Source organism: uncultured Parabacteroides sp., from assembly GCF_905196875.1.
In the GTDB taxonomy this organism is placed as follows: domain Bacteria; phylum Bacteroidota; class Bacteroidia; order Bacteroidales; family Tannerellaceae; genus Parabacteroides.
This window is the reverse complement of record NZ_CAJJWO010000023.1, coordinates 1-16,142: the sequence shown is the minus strand read 5'-3', so window position 1 is coordinate 16,142 and position 16,142 is coordinate 1. Positions and strand designations below refer to the sequence as shown.

Sequence of the window (16,142 nt, the reverse complement as noted above, 5' to 3'; positions counted from 1 at the left end):
TGAGTTGCACTTTAGCTCCTGTAAGTGCTTTTGCACAAGCAGATAACGTATTGACCGGCCAGGAAAAGAATGAAGGCTGGGAACTTCTCTGGGACGGAAAAACAACCAATGGCTGGCGCGGTGCCAAATTGCAGGAATTTCCCCAAAAGGGCTGGACTATCATCGGCGATGAACTGGTGGTAGAGAAAGCCAAAGGAGAAGAGTCGGGCAACGGAGGCGATATCGTCACTATCAAAACATACAAAAACTTCGAACTGGTTGCCGACTTCAAGATCACGGAAGGAGCCAATAGCGGTATCAAATATTTCGTCGACCCGGAACTGAATAAAGGAAAAGGATCGGCCATCGGTTGCGAGTTCCAGATCCTGGACGACGACAAGCATCCGGATGCCAAATTGGGCAGAAAAGGGAACCGCACGGTCGGCTCATTATACGACCTGATCCCGGCCTGCCAGGAGAAACCGTTTAAGAAAAATGAATTCAACACCGCCCGTATTGTAGTGAAAGGCAATCATATCGAACACTGGCTAAACGGCATGCTGATAGTAGAATACAACCGTAACGACCAAATGTGGAGAGCGCTCGTAGCCGGAAGTAAATATGCCGATTGGCCCGCCTTCGGAGAAGCAGAGGAAGGCCATATCCTTTTACAGGATCATGGAGATGAAGTTCACTTCAAGAACGTTAAGATCAAAGAACTGAAATAATCCGTCATTTTCACAGAATGCCTGATATATTCCGACAACTGAATGCCGATAACGGCGTACTATACACATGGTATGAGGCCATGCACACACGCATCGCCCCATGGAAACTCTAGTTTCCTGATAATTTCATCTCAGGAAACTCCAGTTCCCTCCGCAGGAAACTGCAATTCCCCGGGCAGGGAACTCTAATTTCCTCGGCAGGAAATTAGAGCTTCCTAACGAGGAAATTAGCGCCACCTCTGCATTAGCATTTCATTACATACCGGAAATACAATAAGAAAGCGGAACCTTCATAATTGAAGATTCCGCTTTTCATATATTTAACCGAGTATTTATCTTCCGATAATTCCCAGTTTCGAGTCATTGATAAAATCAATAATATGCTGGATCTCATCGCTCATCGGAACCTGATCCTTAATCATCAGCAAGGCATCGAAAATACTTGTATTGCCCTGGTAGATGATACGATAAGCATGGCTGATATGCTTAATGATCTTTTCACTTACTCCCTGATGTGACAGGATTACGGAGTTAACTCCATAATAAGAAGTCGGCTCTAAAGCTGCCACGATATAAGGAGGAACATCCTTGCGGAAACGGCAACCGGTCTGCACCATCGACCAGGTTCCGACACGGCTTCCCTGACTTGCCAGCACGTTACCTCCGAAGATCGAATAATCTTCAAAGAAACAGTTGCCGGAAATCTTACTACCATAGCCGAATACGCAATGGTTGCCGACATGGGTATCATGCGAAACATGTACGCCTTCGTGCAGGAAACAACCATTACCGATCACTGTCTGTCCTTCCGGATTCGTAGCACGGTTAATCACAACATTTTCACGGATCACATTGTCATCGCCGATAACAACCAGCGTAATGTCACCCTTATATTTGAAATCCTGAGGCTCTGCTGCAATCACTGCCCCGTTGAACACGCGATTGTTCTTACCTAAACGTGCACCACTCATGATGCTGGCATGAGGCATGATCTCGCAACCATCACCGATCTCTACATTTTTATCGATGTAGGCAAAAGGATGAACAGTTACGTTCGCTCCCAGTTTGGCCCCGGCATCTACATAAGCTAACGGACTAATCATAATAATCTAAAGTTTTAATGGTTATTACTCTCTTCCTCCACCGACAGCACTATACAGATTGATAACAGCCTGCATACGCTGAACGTTGTCGGATACTTCTGTCAATTGTGCACTGAGCAGGCTCTGCTGAGCCGATAAAATCTCCAGATAAGTGGACTGGGCTGACTGGAATAGGGCTTTTGTATATTCTACCGCCTTTTCCAATTGCTCGATCTGCTCCTTATCCTGAGCCAGCATCTTATTGGTTGCATCATACAGATGCAGTGCATTACTTACCTCCTTGCCGGCTTCCAGAATTTTCTGCTGATAATTCATCTGGGCAATCTTCTCTTCTGCTTTCGACACTTTCAGGTTAGCCATCAGCTTGCCGTTGTTGAAGATAGGCTGTGCCAGAGAGGCCAATGCCTGAAACATGAATTGTCCCGGATTGGATACTGTGATACCCGAACCGTTTGTCCAACCGGCTGTTGCCGTAATGTTCAGTCCCGGATAGAAAGCAGCACGGGCTTTGTTTGTCGTATAATAAGCGCTTGCAAGCGACATTTCTGCGATCTTCACGTCCGGTCGGTTTTCCAGCAACTGCAAAGGAACACCGGCCATCAGTTCATCCGGAATATATTGATCTTCCAGTCTTCCACGCTCGATCTGCTGCGGTGCTTTTGCTAACAGTACCGACAATGAGTTTTCTACTTCACGAACCTGACGTTTCAGGTTAATCAGTGACGAGGATACCTGATGGTATACGGCTTTCATCTGGACAACGGCAGCTTCGGTAGTCATACCGGCCTCTTTCATTGCCTCCATCGCGCGTACATTTTCTTTATAGATATCGACAGTTTCAGTAGTGATTTCTACCTGACGGTCGAGCATCAGCAAAGTAAAGTAAGAGTTGGCAATACCGCTGATCAACTGGGAACGTACTGCCTGCTGCGAATACTGGCTTTGCAGATAGATTGTTTTCTGGTCGCGACTCGCATTGAGCAACTTACCGAACAAGTCAACCTCCCAACTTGCTGCCGCAGGCAAAGTATATGCCTTGGCATAGCTGGAACTTCCGATTGTTGTAGCAGATCCTTGCGGGGCAAGGTTCAGCGACGGCAGGAACGACAGACGCGCAGAAGTAAGCAACGCTTTCGCTTCTTCCACACGGAGAACGGCTGCCTGCATATCTACATTATTAGCCAAACCTTCTTCAATCAACACCTGCAGTTTAGGATCACGAAAAATATCCTTCCAGGGTATATTTCCCATATTCGTCGTATCTGCTGCTAGTGTCTCGGTAGCCGATACCGGATCGCGATAGATGTCGTCTGTACTAATCGTATCCGGACGGTCGTATGCTTTATAGATATGGCAACTGCTCAATAGAGCGGTTGCACACATCATATATATAATTTGTTTCTTCTTCATTATCTTCTCACTTATTTTTTAGCGTACTGTTCTATTTCCGTATTCAAATCGCTGTTATCCAGATCTTCCCACTCGATCGGTTTAAGTCTTTCCTGTAAATACTGGAAGACTACGAACAGTGCCGGAACGATGAGGAGCTGGAAGACCATACCGACAAACATACCACCGATAGCGGCAGTACCCAACGTACGGTTACCATGTGCACCTACACCGAAGGCGAACATCATCGGCAACAAACCGACTACCATCGCCAGAGAGGTCATCAGGATAGGACGCAAACGGGCGGCAGCTCCCAATACGGCAGCCCAGGTAATACTCATACCCATACGGCGACGTTCGAGGGCGAACTCTACGATCAAAATTGCGTTCTTTGCCAACAGCCCCATCAACATGATCAATGCGATCTGCATATAAATGTTGTTCGACATCGTTCCCAGAATCATCTTCAACGCCGGAATGCTTCCTAAAGCAGCCCAACCTTGTACAAACAGGAAGCTACCCATCAAACCAAACGGAATTGAAAGCATTACAGCCAACGGAAGAATATAACTTTCATACTGTGCACTCAACAACAGGTAGACGAACACGAAACAAAGGATAAAGATCAACCCGGTCGTACTACCGCTTGTCTCTGCCTCTTCACGTGCCATACCTCCCAATTCATAACCGAAACCGGCAGGAAGCGTTGTGCTTGCCACTTCTTCGATCGCTTTCAATGCTTGGCCGCTGGTAAATCCTTCAGCCGGAGCAACCATCACTTTCAAAGAGGTATACATATTGAAACGGCTGATGATATCCGGCCCGTACACTTTCTCGATCGTAATGAACTGGGAGATCGGAGCCATTTCGTTTCCGTTTCTTACCTTGATATTCTTCAACGATTCCATATTGGCTCTCATGGAAGGATCGGCCTGCACCATTACACGATACATCTTACCAAAACGGTTGAAGTTGGAAGCATACAAACCACCATAGTAACCTTGCAGGGTCATAAGAATATCACTCGGACTGATGCCTACTTTCTTACAGGCTGCCGCATCGATATCGATCATGTATTGCGGGAAGTTCGGGTTAAAAGTAGTCTGTGCCGATTTGATTTCCGGACGGTTTGTTAATGCTGCCATATAATCTTTGGAAACGGTAAAGAATCTGTCGAGGCTACCACCGGTTTTATCCTGCATGTTCAACTCGATATCGCTGGATGCCGAATAACCCGGGATCATAGGCGGAGTAAAGAACAATACCTGCGCATCCTTCACTACTTTCTGGGCACGCATGAACAAACTGGCGTAAACAACTTCGGCACTTTGTGTCATCGAACGTTCATCCCAATCTTTCAACTTCAAGATGAATGAACCGTAAGACGGTCCCTGACCACCGATAAAGCTGAAACCGGTAATGGCTGTACGTGATTTAACGGCCGGGTCAGAAGCGATCAGGCTATCTACACGTTCCATGATTTCCTGTGTACGTTCCTGTGAAGTACCCGGAGGTAATGTCACTGCACCCATAATGGTACCTGTATCTTCATTCGGCACCATACCGGTCGGCGTTACCTGCATGAAGAAAATCAACAAGGCAATAGAAGCAACTACCGTACCGAATGCCAGCCATTTTTTCTGTATAAAGAATAAAACTCGTTTCTTATAACTCTTCAATAATGAATCGTATGCCACATTGAAAGAAGTATGGAAACGGGATACAAAAGTAGATTTCTTTTCGCCATGTTCATCATGAGGTTTCAGGAAGATAGAACACAGTGCCGGACTCAATGTCAAGGCATTCAACGCCGACAGACCGATCGCAATAGCCATTGTCACACCAAACTGGCGGTAGAATATACCGGCCGTACCTCCCATGAAACTTACAGGGATAAACACGGACATCATCACCAATGTAATGGAAACAATAGCACCGCCAAGTTCACTCATCGCATCGATAGATGCCTGCTTCGCCGATTTATAACCCTGGTCCAACTTGGCATGGACCCCCTCGACGACGATAATCGCATCATCGACCACAATCGCAATGGCAAGCACCATCGCACAAAGTGTCAGCAAGTTTACACTGAATCCGATCAATGATAACAGGAAGAAGGTACCGATCAGGGCCACCGGAATAGCAATAGCCGGGATCAAGGTCGAACGCAAATCCTGCAGGAAGATATAAACAACAATAAACACCAGGATAAATGCCTCGAGCAAGGTCTTCAATACTTCATGGATAGAAGCATACAAGAAGTCGTTGGCATTCATGGAGACTTCCACCTTCATTCCCGGCGGCATCGTCTTTTCTGATTTTACCAACAGATCCTGAATTTCGTTGATAGTCTCCGTAGCATTCGTTCCAGGCATCTGGTATACGATACAGGTAACGGCGCTATGTCCGTTTACTTTATTGACAAAGTTGTAAGTCAAACGTCCCAGTTCAATATCTGCGATATCTTTCAGGCGAAGCACTTCACCGTCAGCAAGAGCTTTTACAACAATATTTTCGAACTCGTCAGCCGTCTGCAAACGTCCTTTGTAACGGATGGTGTACTGGAATGTCTGATTTCCCTGTTCACCGAAAGAACCCGGAGCTGCTTCCACGTTCTGTTCAGCCAATACATTCGAAACATCGTTAGGAACAAGTTTGTATTGTGCCATCACATCCGGTTTCAACCAGATACGCATAGAGTAGTCGGTACCCAACACGTTGGCATCACCCACACCCGGAACACGCTGTACTTCCGGGATCAGGTTGATCTTTGCATAGTTTTCAAGGAACTTCTGATCGTAACGGTCTTCGGCATCATAAACGGCGAAAACGATCAACATGGAGTTCTGACGTTTCTGAGTCGTCACACCGACTTTCGTTACTTCGGCGGGCAACAGACCTTGAGCCATAGATACACGGTTCTGCACATTGACAGCCGCCATATCGGGGTTTGTTCCTTGTTTGAAATATATCGAGATATCGGCAGAACCATTATTAGAGGCATTTGAGGTCATGTACATCATGTTCTCAACCCCGTTTATCTGGTCTTCCAAAGGTGCAATCACACTATTCAATACAGTCTGCGCATTAGCTCCTGTATAAGTGGCTCGTACCGAAACGGTAGGAGGTGCAATGTCCGGATATTGGGTTACAGGCAGTGTGAGCAAACCTAATATACCCAGGATGACAATCAGGATGGAGATCACCGTTGAAAGCACCGGACGGTTAATAAATCTATCTAATTTCATATTTTACTTTTTTATATACGGAAATAATCAGGCAAAACCTAATCCTTTCTATACCTCTAATTAATTAAAAGCTGTTTTTAAATTTCCTTCGCTCTGATCTTTCATCGCCTGCTGGAATTTTTCAGCTTGTTCACTTTTAGTGATCGGTTTGATTTCCTGGCCGTCATGCAGGCTCTGGACACCTTCGACAACAATCTTGTCGCCTGCCTTCAATCCTCCGGTCACCAGATAAATCTGCCCGTCGCTCAAAGGAGATATCTGAATTTCCGTATTCTTGATCGTATTATCAGACTGCAGTACATATACAAACTTCTTGTCCTGAATTTCTACCGTAGCAGACTGAGGGATCATAATGATATCATTCATTGTATAAGGGAATACGACATTTCCCGTACCACCGCTTCTCAATATTTTCTTGTCATTAGGGAATACGGCACGCATACTTACGGAACCGGTAGACTGGTCGATCACGCCACTTACTGCATCGATCTTTCCTTTCTCTTCCAGCATAGTTCCGTCTGCCAATTGTAACTGAACAGCCGGCATCTTATCTAATTGTTCTTTCAGGGTACCGCCGGCTTTAGTCAGCTGCAGCAATTCCTTTTCCGTCATTGAGAAATAAACATATACTTCTCCAATCTCTGATACAGTGGTCATCGGATCAGAGATAGACGGACTGACCAGACTACCAATACGATACGGGAAAGTTCCAACTACTCCGTTGGAAGGACTGGTAACCGTACAAAAATCCAAATTCTGCTTTGCACTCACTTTTGAAGCTTCCGATTGTGCCAAAGTAGCTTTAGCCGATGCCAACTGGTTAACAGCGGTCTGATATTCAAAAGAACTGATAATAGACTTATTATACAACTCTTTCTTGTTCTTCTCTGTCAATTCCAATGTACTGACATTCGCCTGAGCCATTTCAACAGCAGCTTTTGCCTGATTATAAGCGGCTTTATACTGCGTCGGATCGATCTCAAACAGGGCCTGGCCTTTACGGACAGTTGCCCCTTCATCTACACACAACTTAACAATAAACCCTGACACCTGAGGACGTACCTCGATATCCTGCGTACCTCTGATAGTTGCCGGATAAGAGGTTGTCTGATTACTGGAAGACGAATTTACAGCTAAAACAGCATATTCGCTGTCGCCTAATTTCATACCACTCTGACTGTTTCCACAGGCGGTTAATAAAGACATTCCCACTGCAAATAACGCAATTTGCCTAAATTGGGTAATAGTAGTTTTCAACATTTGTCTATTCATATTCATTATTTAATATATTTTCTGCCCACTGTCATTGTATACATCCTATTCGAAGTCTTGTTTTATCAGGCTTGATAATTGAAGGACTCATATCTAAAAAAGCGTACAAATTTAGTTTTTTTTCATTGCACTTTTCCCGTTTATACATTCTTTTATACTAAAAAACAGCTTATTTATCTGTAGAGATCAAATAGATAGCTTATTTTTTGACCTTTCGAAAGTAAATTAGTCCAAATTGCTATACAAAGTCTGGACATTATTTGTTTATTCAATAATTTACCTTAAATTTACAGCTATCTTTAAACTTAATAATCTACAATCTGATGGGACCTAAATTTTCAATTTCCGAAGTGTGTAGTACTTCATGGCAACGGACCAAAGCTCAGATCTGGGTTTTAGCCGGACTGATAATAGGCATGAGCATCATTTCTTTTACATTAGGGGCATTTGCTATGCCTATACAAAAATCGGTAACAGGAACGATCATTATCAATCTGATTAGTTGTATTATTTCTTCAATCTTCGCTTTAGGATATATGAAGAACATATTCCAGGCTTTGGACGGAGAAGAGCCGCAGTTCTCGGCTTACGGACAGCAGGCTCGTAAAATCATCACTTACCTTGTAGCCAATATACTCATGGGAATTATCGTCCTTCTCGGAATCTGTTTATTCGTTATCCCGGGAATCTATCTGGCCCTCAGGTTGCAATTTTATGCGGCTCTGATCGTTGAAGATGATGCAGGTATAATCGAATCGCTCCAACGTAGCTGGGAAATAACCCGTGGGCAAGGGATGTCGCTCTTTATGTTGATGCTGGCTATGATCGGTATCTGCATTTTAGGGCTTATCTTGTTAGGCATAGGTATTTTTGTGGCAATGCCACTTATATATATGATGTATGCCTATGCATTCCGTAAATTGAATGCACCTTTACAAATTACAGAAGAAATATAACATAATAGTAATACGAAACAGCCCGCAGTTTTTATTACTGCGGGTTATTTATTATAATAAAAAGCCCTATGGGGAAGACTTACAGAATAAAAGATATTGCAGAGTTATCCGGAGTTTCTACCGGAACAGTCGATCGTATCCTGCACAATCGTGGCAAAGTTTCTGAAGAAGCTCAGAAAAAGGTCGAAAAAGTACTAAAAGAAATAGACTATCATCCGAACCTGATAGCGCGTTCATTAGCTTTGAAGAAGAAATATCGCTTCATTACACTAACTCCCTCTTTTGCAGAAGGAGAATACTGGGCCAAACTATCGGAAGGTATTGATAAAGCCGAGCAGGAGTTGTTTAGTTATAATGTCGAAATCGAACATTTGTGTTTCAACCAGTATGACAAAAGTAGTTTCGATAACCTGATACCGGTGATTGAAAAATCAGATTGTCAAGGAGTAATCATTGCTACTTTGTTTAAGGAAAGTGTCTTGCAGCTTACCCAGCAACTCGATAAACTGGAAATACCTTACGTACTGATAGATGCATTTATCGAAAATACGAATTGCATTGCCTATTATGGTACTAACTCATATGATTCAGGATATATCGCCGGTCGCCTGTTATTCGAACAGATCCAGCCAGAAGACAATATTGCGATCTTCCGTTTTATCCGGAAAGGCGACATGCATTCAACTCAGGTTATGAAACGTGAAGAAGGTTTCCGTGATTATCTGTATGGACACGATTTTCTGGGTAAGATATTCCCGGTACATATCCATGCAGACGAATCAAACGAGAATAAGGATATTCTCGATTCATTCTTTGCCACACATGAAGAAATACAAGCCGGAATCATCTTTAATTCGAGAGCACATGTATTAGGCGATTATTTCCAACAACAGGATACCGACAGACGTTTCAGACTGATAGGTTATGATGTGATCGACTCTAATCTGAACTATCTGAATAGCGGGCACATCACCCACCTGATCGCCCAACGACCGGAAGTGCAGGGATTCAATTGCGTAAAAGCCTTATTCCGTCATCTGGTACTGAAGGAGAAAGTCGAACAAATCAATTACATGCCTATTGATATACTTATAAAAGAGAATATTAAGTATTACAATAATTATATTTAATGACATAAACGGTCATTTTTATCCTCTATTTTTTTTGTTTGACAAATAAATAGTATACATTTGCAGTCGATGTGTGTTCGCGCACAGATTGTGCATACAAATGAAAATATCACAATAAAAAACATATAGAAAATGGCTAATTTATTTTGTATTAAAGACAGAGTTGTCATTATTACCGGAGGAGCCGGTATTTTAGGTAGCGGAATCGCAGGTCACCTGGCTGAAGAAGGAGCTAAAGTTGTCATCCTTGACCGTGCCGCAGAAATCGGTGAAAAAATCGTTGCAGACATCAAAGCAAAAGGCGGAGAAGCTTGCTTTTTTCTGACAGACGTCCTGAATAAAGAGATCCTTGAACAGAATAAAAAAGATATCCTTGCTAAATATGGCCGTATCGATGCATTATTGAATGCTGCCGGAGGAAACATGGCAGGTGCAACAATCGGACCCGACAGTAATATTTTCGATTTACAGATCGATGCATTCAAAAAAGTTGTCGACCTGAATTTGTTCGGAACAGTTCTCCCCACTATGGTATTTGCGGAAGTTATGGCTCAGCAGAAAGAAGGTGCAATCGTCAACTTCTCTTCCGAATCAGCCCTGCGCCCGTTGACACGTGTGGTAGGATACGGCGCAGCCAAAGCTGCTATATCCAACCTGACAAAATATATGGCTGGTGAATTGGCTATCAAATTCGGTGAAGGTTTGCGTGTAAACGCGATTGCTCCCGGATTTTTCCTGACAGAACAGAACAGAACATTGATGACAAATCCGGACGGTTCTTATACTGACCGCGCTAAATCTGTTATCGCTCATACTCCGTTCAGACGTCTGGGTGCACCGGAGGAATTGTTTGGAACCATTCAATATTTAATAAGCGACGCATCTAAATTCGTTACGGGCACAATTGCTATCGTAGACGGTGGTTTCGATGCTTTCTCAATCTAATAACCCAATAACACGACACATAATATGTATTTATGCGAACAAACATGGCGCTGGTATGGTCCGAATGACCCCGTCAGCCTTTGGGATATCAAACAAGCCGGCGCAACCGGTATTGTAAATGCTTTACATCATATTCCCAATGGGGAAGTATGGACGGTAGAGGAGATCATGAAACGTAAAAAAATGATCGAAGAAGTCGGATTAACCTGGTCTGTTGTGGAAAGCGTGCCTGTTCATGAACACATTAAAACGCAAACCGGAGAGTTTCAGAAATATATCGACAACTATAAGGAAAGTCTGCGTAACCTGGGTAAATGTGGTGTGAATGTTGTAACGTACAATTTCATGCCGGTACTCGATTGGACACGTACCGATCTGGCCTATACCATGCCGGACGGCTCAAAAGCTCTTCGCTTCGAGCGGGCTGCTTTCGTTGCATTCGACCTTTTCATTCTGAAACGCCCGGGAGCAGAGAACGATTATTCGGCAGAAGAAAAAGCAAAAGCAAAAGCCCGCTTCGACTCAATGAGCGAAGAAGACCGTCACTTGCTTACCCGTAACATGATTGCCGGTCTGCCTGGATCAGAAGAGAGTTTTACGATAGAACAATTCCAAGAGGCATTAGACCGATATAAAAATATCGATGCAGAAAAATTGCGTGCCAATCTGATCTACTTTTTGCAGGAAATTGCTCCGGTTGCCGATGAAGCTGGTGTAAAACTGGTTATCCACCCGGATGACCCTCCTTACTCTATTCTCGGATTGCCGCGTATCCTGAGTACGGAAGAAGATTTCAAGAAGTTAATTGAAGCGGTTCCCAATGAGAGTAACGGACTGTGCTTATGCACCGGTTCATTCGGGGTACGCAGTGACAACGATCTGGCAGGAATCATGGAACGTTACGGCGACCGTATTGATTTCGTTCATTTCCGCAGCACACAGCGTGACGAGGAAGGGAACTTCTATGAAGCAAACCACCTGGAAGGAGATGTGGATATGTATGGCGTAATGAAAGCCCTATTGGAGTTACAGCAAAGGCGCGGTTGTTCCATTGCTATGCGTCCGGACCACGGCCATCAGATGATAGACGATCTGAAAAAGAAAACAAATCCGGGTTATTCCTGTATCGGCCGCCTGAGAGGTTTAGCTGAACTTCGAGGCCTCGAAATGGGTATAGCCAAATCATTATTTAAGAAATAAAACAACTTATACATTTCATTTCTTATCGATTTATAGAAGAAAGGCGCTAAACTTCGGTTGGCGCCTTTTTGTATTATTGCCTTCGAAAATCATCCTACAATTCTCAGAAAAGCATAAAGAAATAAAAAAGAATTATAAAGTATTCCCAATTAAGACTTTAGACTGGATAGTTTTTTCTATTTTTGTTCGTCAAAAAGAATTTTTATAATGTCTAATATCCATAGTTATATATTATCATTCATTACAATACTAACACTAAGTACCTGTTCCACAGTACAAACGTTGCCTCCTACCCTTGAACCGGAAGCAGTTATAGTACCTCCTTCAACAGATATTCCTCTACCTGCAGTAGAATATATATTTCTTCAACCGACACCGGAATTAGAAAAAACGGAATATGCCCGCAAAGATATAACAGAGAACTTCTCTTCCCGGGAAAAAGCAGATATAGCCGTTCCCGATCCTAAATTACTGGCAAACGAAAATTCATTGATCATAGACCTGGCATTAATATCTAAAGAAGATTACGCATTTCCTCTGCCAGGTGCAAAAGTTATATCTCCTTATGCCGGTCGTAGAAGACATCATTCGGGAGTCGATCTGAAAACATGTGCCAACGATACGATCGTTGCCGCTTTCGATGGGATCGTTCGCATGGCCAAATCGTATGCCGCTTATGGAAATGTCGTTGTTATACGCCATTATAACGGATTAGAAACAGTTTACAGCCATAACTCCAAGAATCTGGTAAAGGTAGGTGATCGTGTAAAAGCCGGAGAACCTGTAGGACTGACCGGACGTACCGGAAGAGCCACTACTGAACACTTACATTTTGAGGTTCGTATTAACGGCCAGCATTTCAATCCGGAGAAAGTTTTCGATCTGGAAAACAGAAAGCTACATAATACATGCCTGGTAGCAACTAAGACTGGAAAAAACATAGCTGTAAAATCAGTGAATATACTTCCTCACCAAAGTGCAGGTGATTACCAATACTCCTATACAGGAATTACCCAGCCGGAGAACAACAAACGAATAGATTTATAATCATATAAATAACAAAAAGGCTCGCAAATAAAATTGTGAGCCTTTTTGTTGTGGAGATGGAGAGATTCGAACTCTCGTCCAAACGAGGAACTAATCTGCTTTCTACATGTTTATCTTCGCCTTCGATTGTCGGGATCAAGCAAGACCGAAGCCACCCACTTAATCCTTATCCTCTTAATTTTCGCCTGAGACCCGAGGCTCATTTCAGACTATCTCCGATATTGCTGCACCACCTAATCGGAAAGCTTCGGAGCCACAGCATCCGGGTGATGTCACGTCCCCGCAACTTTTGCAGGGATTAAGCTTGAATCTACTATACTTCGATTAAGCAGCGTAAGCGTAATTGTTTTCGCCAGTTAATTGTTCGTTGTCTGAGATTTAAGTGCAAGCCAACCACGCACTACATGCTTACAAACCACTTCTACCCGCTGTCTAAACCGGTCATCCCCATGATTTGTGAGTACAAAGATACAAAGAATCTCTGTATCCCCGTACTCTATTTAGTTTTTTTATTCTATCACGCCTAACTCACGGAACCAGTCTTCTGCTCTGTCCGGCCATTCATTCACTGCAGCTCCCGTATCTCTCAGGCCATAACCATGTCCTCCTTTACTATATAAATGCATCCGTGCAGGAACACCCGCCTCCTTCAATGCATAATAATAAAAGAGACTACTATTGATATACGATTTATCATCCTCTGTCTGAACGAGCATAGTCGGAGGTGTAGCTGCACTCACTTTAAGCTCCGGAGCCAGCTTGAAGTTTTCACCATCCAGGTAAGCCGGATAAACCAAAAGACAAAAATCCGGACGACAGCTGACCTTATCGGCTGCATCCACTGCCGGATAGGTACGTTTATCAAAGTTATTGCTTGCCATTGCCGAAAGATGTCCACCGGCAGAGAACCCCATTACTCCTATACGCTGCGGATCGATATTCATTTCTTCTGCATGAGCCCTGACATAACCGATTGCACGTTGAAGATCCTGTAAAGGGGCTGTATGCTTTTCCAAACCTTCCCGGCGGGGAACACGATATTTTAGCAATACTGCGGTTATACCGAGGTTGTTCAACCATTCACAAACTTCATCTCCCTCCAGGTCGTAAGCTAGGATATTATATCCACCACCAGGACAAACAACCATAGCCGCACCCGTTGCAACTTCATCCGGAGCCGGATAAACGGTAATTGTGGGTTCACTTACATTGGTTATACGTAATACGGTTTCACCTCCAGTTTTCCCTCCATCGTTATCTGCTTTCTCTATCAGCTGGGTTGTCTCACCGGGTGCTCCCTTCGGGAACAACAGGATCGGATTTTCTTGTGCCATAACTGATCCAATTACACAATTCACTCCTACAAGCAGGAGTATCCATTTTCTGACCATACACTATGCAGTTTAAAGAATTTATAAGAATCATATTTTTTGAGGGAAATTAGGACTATATAGTATAGTCTTTCCCAAAGTAACTAATTCGCCATTCTTCACATAATCATCTCCACGCTCTGAAAGATGGTCAACCATTGCTTTACGGAGTTCCTTCAGTTGCTTGGAATATGCCTTTTTCCCTAAACAATCCGTCAATTCGCCCGGATCCTTTTTCAAATCGAACAATTGCTCTTCACCATTATGGAAATTCCATATATACTTCAACTTTCCATCTGTCAGTGCACACCAGTAATTGTCGGCACTATAACAGGTGGCATGTTCCAGATCAATGTATTTACGCCATTCGTCCGAATGTCCCTGTACCAGTTTCAGCAACGAGCTTCCGTCCATATCAGGAGGAACGGTTCCACCAGCCAGATCTATAAATGTAGGAAGAAAATCGCGAAGTTCAACCGGCTGTTCTATTTTCACACCATTCGGAACTGCTTTTTTAACAAACGACGGCCATTTCACAACATAAGGAATATGGGCTGAACCTTCATAAGGATATGTTTTTCTCCAATGATAATGATCGCCCAGCATATCACCATGATCGGCCGTAAAGCAAATAATCGCATCATCATACATTCCTTTCTCTTTCAATGCTGCAATTATCTTTCCTATCTGATCATCAATAAAAGTGATATTCGCATAATAATGTCTCCTGGAATTTACAGCATAGTCATCACCAAAATTCCCGAACGGAGCATCCGAAGCTACTTTTTCCGGGTCCAAGCGTTCTGCATACTTACTGCACCAATCCCCAATAACAGGTTTAGGGATATCAGCATTTTTATACATATCCAGATAACGTTTCGGTGGATCGTAAGGACTATGAGGACGTGCAAAAGACACTTTCATAAATAATGGTTTATCATTATTATAATTGCGAATCAGTTCACAGGCAGTCTGTCCCGTCCAGGTAGTCGGATGCAATTTCTCATCCAGTTTATAAATACCTGCCCCATGATCATTCCAACCGATGCCCGTCAAATCCGGATTTTGTCCGGGAGCATTCAGTTGAAACCATTCACGATAATCGCTGACAAAATCTTTTGATTCGACTCTTCCACTTTCATCTATCAATGTTGCATGGAAACCATGAAGTGCTTTTTGAGGGAACCAGTGCATCTTTCCTATACCAAAAGTAAAGTAGCCCAGATTACGAAGCATCTGCGGCATTTCATATTTATATTGTTCAGCCATTCGTCCATATCCCAGCATACCGTGATGCCAAGGAGATAACCCCGTTAATAAACCGGCACGCCCGGGAGTACTACTGGGGGCCGATGAATAACCGCTTACAAATAATGTTCCTTCTTCTGCCAACTTATCAATATTCGGAGAAATAACTGCCTTATTTCCCATACAACCTAAAGCATCCCCACGATGCTGATCAGTCATGATAAAAATAACATGAGGTTTCTTTTTTGTTTCTTTTTGTCCCTGAGAAAATATAGCAGACCGTACAGAATGGTTGACTCCAACCCCTGCACCAGCCAGAAGTGATGATTTAAGAAAAGTTCTTCTTTTCATAATATGTTTTTCTATGAATACAGATTTAGATAGCGAAGATATATATCTTATTTGATTCGTGCAAAAAGAAGCTGATTAATATTAATTCCAAGGACAATGGTTTTTATAAAACAAAAAAGGAGTCAGCCTTTCGACTAACTCCTTTCATTTGTTTTGAGTCTCTGACTCTAAAACGG

The 16,142-nt window shown here is 43.3% G+C and carries 11 protein-coding genes, 1 other RNA gene and 1 pseudogene; 6 read left to right on the top strand and 7 right to left on the bottom strand.

Annotated features, from left to right (window positions below):
* Positions 1 to 71: 71 nt before the first annotated feature.
* Positions 72 to 707, top strand: a pseudogene (locus QZ076_RS09880) (DUF1080 domain-containing protein); the annotation flags it as partial.
* 332 nt (positions 708 to 1,039) lie between these two features.
* Here QZ076_RS09880 and lpxA read toward each other — a convergent pair.
* From lpxA to QZ076_RS09860, 4 genes are read right to left on the bottom strand one after another with little or no spacing between them, the layout of a single operon-like run.
* Positions 1,040 to 1,810 carry an acyl-ACP--UDP-N-acetylglucosamine O-acyltransferase gene (gene lpxA / locus QZ076_RS09875; protein WP_293712928.1) on the bottom strand — a complete coding sequence of 257 codons (771 nt, stop codon included), beginning with the start codon at positions 1,808 to 1,810 and terminating at the stop codon, positions 1,040 to 1,042.
* Positions 1,811 to 1,834: 24 nt separating this feature from the next.
* Complete coding sequence (locus QZ076_RS09870) at positions 1,835 to 3,220, bottom strand: TolC family protein (protein ID WP_293712926.1); 1,386 nt, start codon at positions 3,218 to 3,220, stop codon at positions 1,835 to 1,837.
* 11 nt (positions 3,221 to 3,231) lie between these two features.
* A complete protein-coding gene (locus QZ076_RS09865; RefSeq protein ID WP_293712924.1) occupies positions 3,232 to 6,447 on the bottom strand; it encodes an efflux RND transporter permease subunit in 3,216 nt (1,071 codons plus the stop codon).
* Between the two features lie 60 nt (positions 6,448 to 6,507).
* The gene (locus tag QZ076_RS09860) at positions 6,508 to 7,719 is read right to left on the bottom strand and encodes an efflux RND transporter periplasmic adaptor subunit (RefSeq protein WP_293712922.1); all 1,212 of its coding nucleotides are present in this window, start codon (positions 7,717 to 7,719) and stop codon (positions 6,508 to 6,510) included.
* 323 nt (positions 7,720 to 8,042) lie between these two features.
* Between QZ076_RS09860 and QZ076_RS09855 the strand changes: the two genes are divergently transcribed.
* From QZ076_RS09855 to QZ076_RS09835, 5 genes are all read left to right on the top strand, one after another.
* Complete coding sequence (locus QZ076_RS09855) at positions 8,043 to 8,675, top strand: hypothetical protein (RefSeq protein WP_293712918.1); 633 nt, start codon at positions 8,043 to 8,045, stop codon at positions 8,673 to 8,675.
* A 68-nt stretch (positions 8,676 to 8,743) separates the two neighbouring features.
* Complete coding sequence (locus tag QZ076_RS09850; protein WP_293712916.1) at positions 8,744 to 9,805, top strand: LacI family DNA-binding transcriptional regulator; 1,062 nt, start codon at positions 8,744 to 8,746, stop codon at positions 9,803 to 9,805.
* Between the two features lie 132 nt (positions 9,806 to 9,937).
* A complete protein-coding gene (locus QZ076_RS09845; RefSeq protein ID WP_293712914.1) occupies positions 9,938 to 10,750 on the top strand; it encodes an SDR family oxidoreductase in 813 nt (270 codons plus the stop codon).
* A 24-nt stretch (positions 10,751 to 10,774) separates the two neighbouring features.
* Positions 10,775 to 11,950 carry a mannonate dehydratase gene (gene uxuA / locus QZ076_RS09840; RefSeq protein ID WP_293712912.1) on the top strand — a complete coding sequence of 392 codons (1,176 nt, stop codon included), beginning with the start codon at positions 10,775 to 10,777 and terminating at the stop codon, positions 11,948 to 11,950.
* 204 nt (positions 11,951 to 12,154) lie between these two features.
* Positions 12,155 to 12,997, top strand: a complete 843-nt coding sequence (locus QZ076_RS09835; protein ID WP_293713024.1) for a M23 family metallopeptidase — start codon at positions 12,155 to 12,157, stop codon at positions 12,995 to 12,997.
* A 48-nt stretch (positions 12,998 to 13,045) separates the two neighbouring features.
* Here the strand turns inward: QZ076_RS09835 and ssrA are convergent.
* The 3 genes from ssrA to QZ076_RS09820 all read right to left on the bottom strand — a co-directional run bounded on the left by ssrA (position 13,046) and on the right by QZ076_RS09820 (position 15,966).
* Positions 13,046 to 13,446: a transfer-messenger RNA gene (gene ssrA / locus QZ076_RS09830) on the bottom strand.
* Positions 13,447 to 13,506: 60 nt separating this feature from the next.
* Complete coding sequence (locus tag QZ076_RS09825; RefSeq protein ID WP_293712910.1) at positions 13,507 to 14,388, bottom strand: alpha/beta hydrolase; 882 nt, start codon at positions 14,386 to 14,388, stop codon at positions 13,507 to 13,509.
* A 30-nt stretch (positions 14,389 to 14,418) separates the two neighbouring features.
* Positions 14,419 to 15,966, bottom strand: a complete 1,548-nt coding sequence (locus QZ076_RS09820) for an arylsulfatase (RefSeq protein ID WP_293712908.1) — start codon at positions 15,964 to 15,966, stop codon at positions 14,419 to 14,421.
* Between the last annotated feature and the right edge of the window lie 176 nt (positions 15,967 to 16,142).

Coding starts and splice junctions, on each gene's coding strand:
- QZ076_RS09860 (WP_293712922.1), bottom strand. CDS start 7,719: ATGAATAGACAAATGTTGAAAACTACTATTACCCAATTTAGGCAAATT.
- lpxA (WP_293712928.1), bottom strand. CDS start 1,810: ATGATTAGTCCGTTAGCTTATGTAGATGCCGGGGCCAAACTGGGAGCG.
- QZ076_RS09820 (WP_293712908.1), bottom strand. CDS start 15,966: ATGAAAAGAAGAACTTTTCTTAAATCATCACTTCTGGCTGGTGCAGGG.
- QZ076_RS09825 (WP_293712910.1), bottom strand. CDS start 14,388: ATGGTCAGAAAATGGATACTCCTGCTTGTAGGAGTGAATTGTGTAATT.
- QZ076_RS09850 (WP_293712916.1), top strand. CDS start 8,744: ATGGGGAAGACTTACAGAATAAAAGATATTGCAGAGTTATCCGGAGTT.
- uxuA (WP_293712912.1), top strand. CDS start 10,775: ATGTATTTATGCGAACAAACATGGCGCTGGTATGGTCCGAATGACCCC.
- QZ076_RS09845 (WP_293712914.1), top strand. CDS start 9,938: ATGGCTAATTTATTTTGTATTAAAGACAGAGTTGTCATTATTACCGGA.
- QZ076_RS09865 (WP_293712924.1), bottom strand. CDS start 6,447: ATGAAATTAGATAGATTTATTAACCGTCCGGTGCTTTCAACGGTGATC.
- QZ076_RS09855 (WP_293712918.1), top strand. CDS start 8,043: ATGGGACCTAAATTTTCAATTTCCGAAGTGTGTAGTACTTCATGGCAA.
- QZ076_RS09870 (WP_293712926.1), bottom strand. CDS start 3,220: ATGAAGAAGAAACAAATTATATATATGATGTGTGCAACCGCTCTATTG.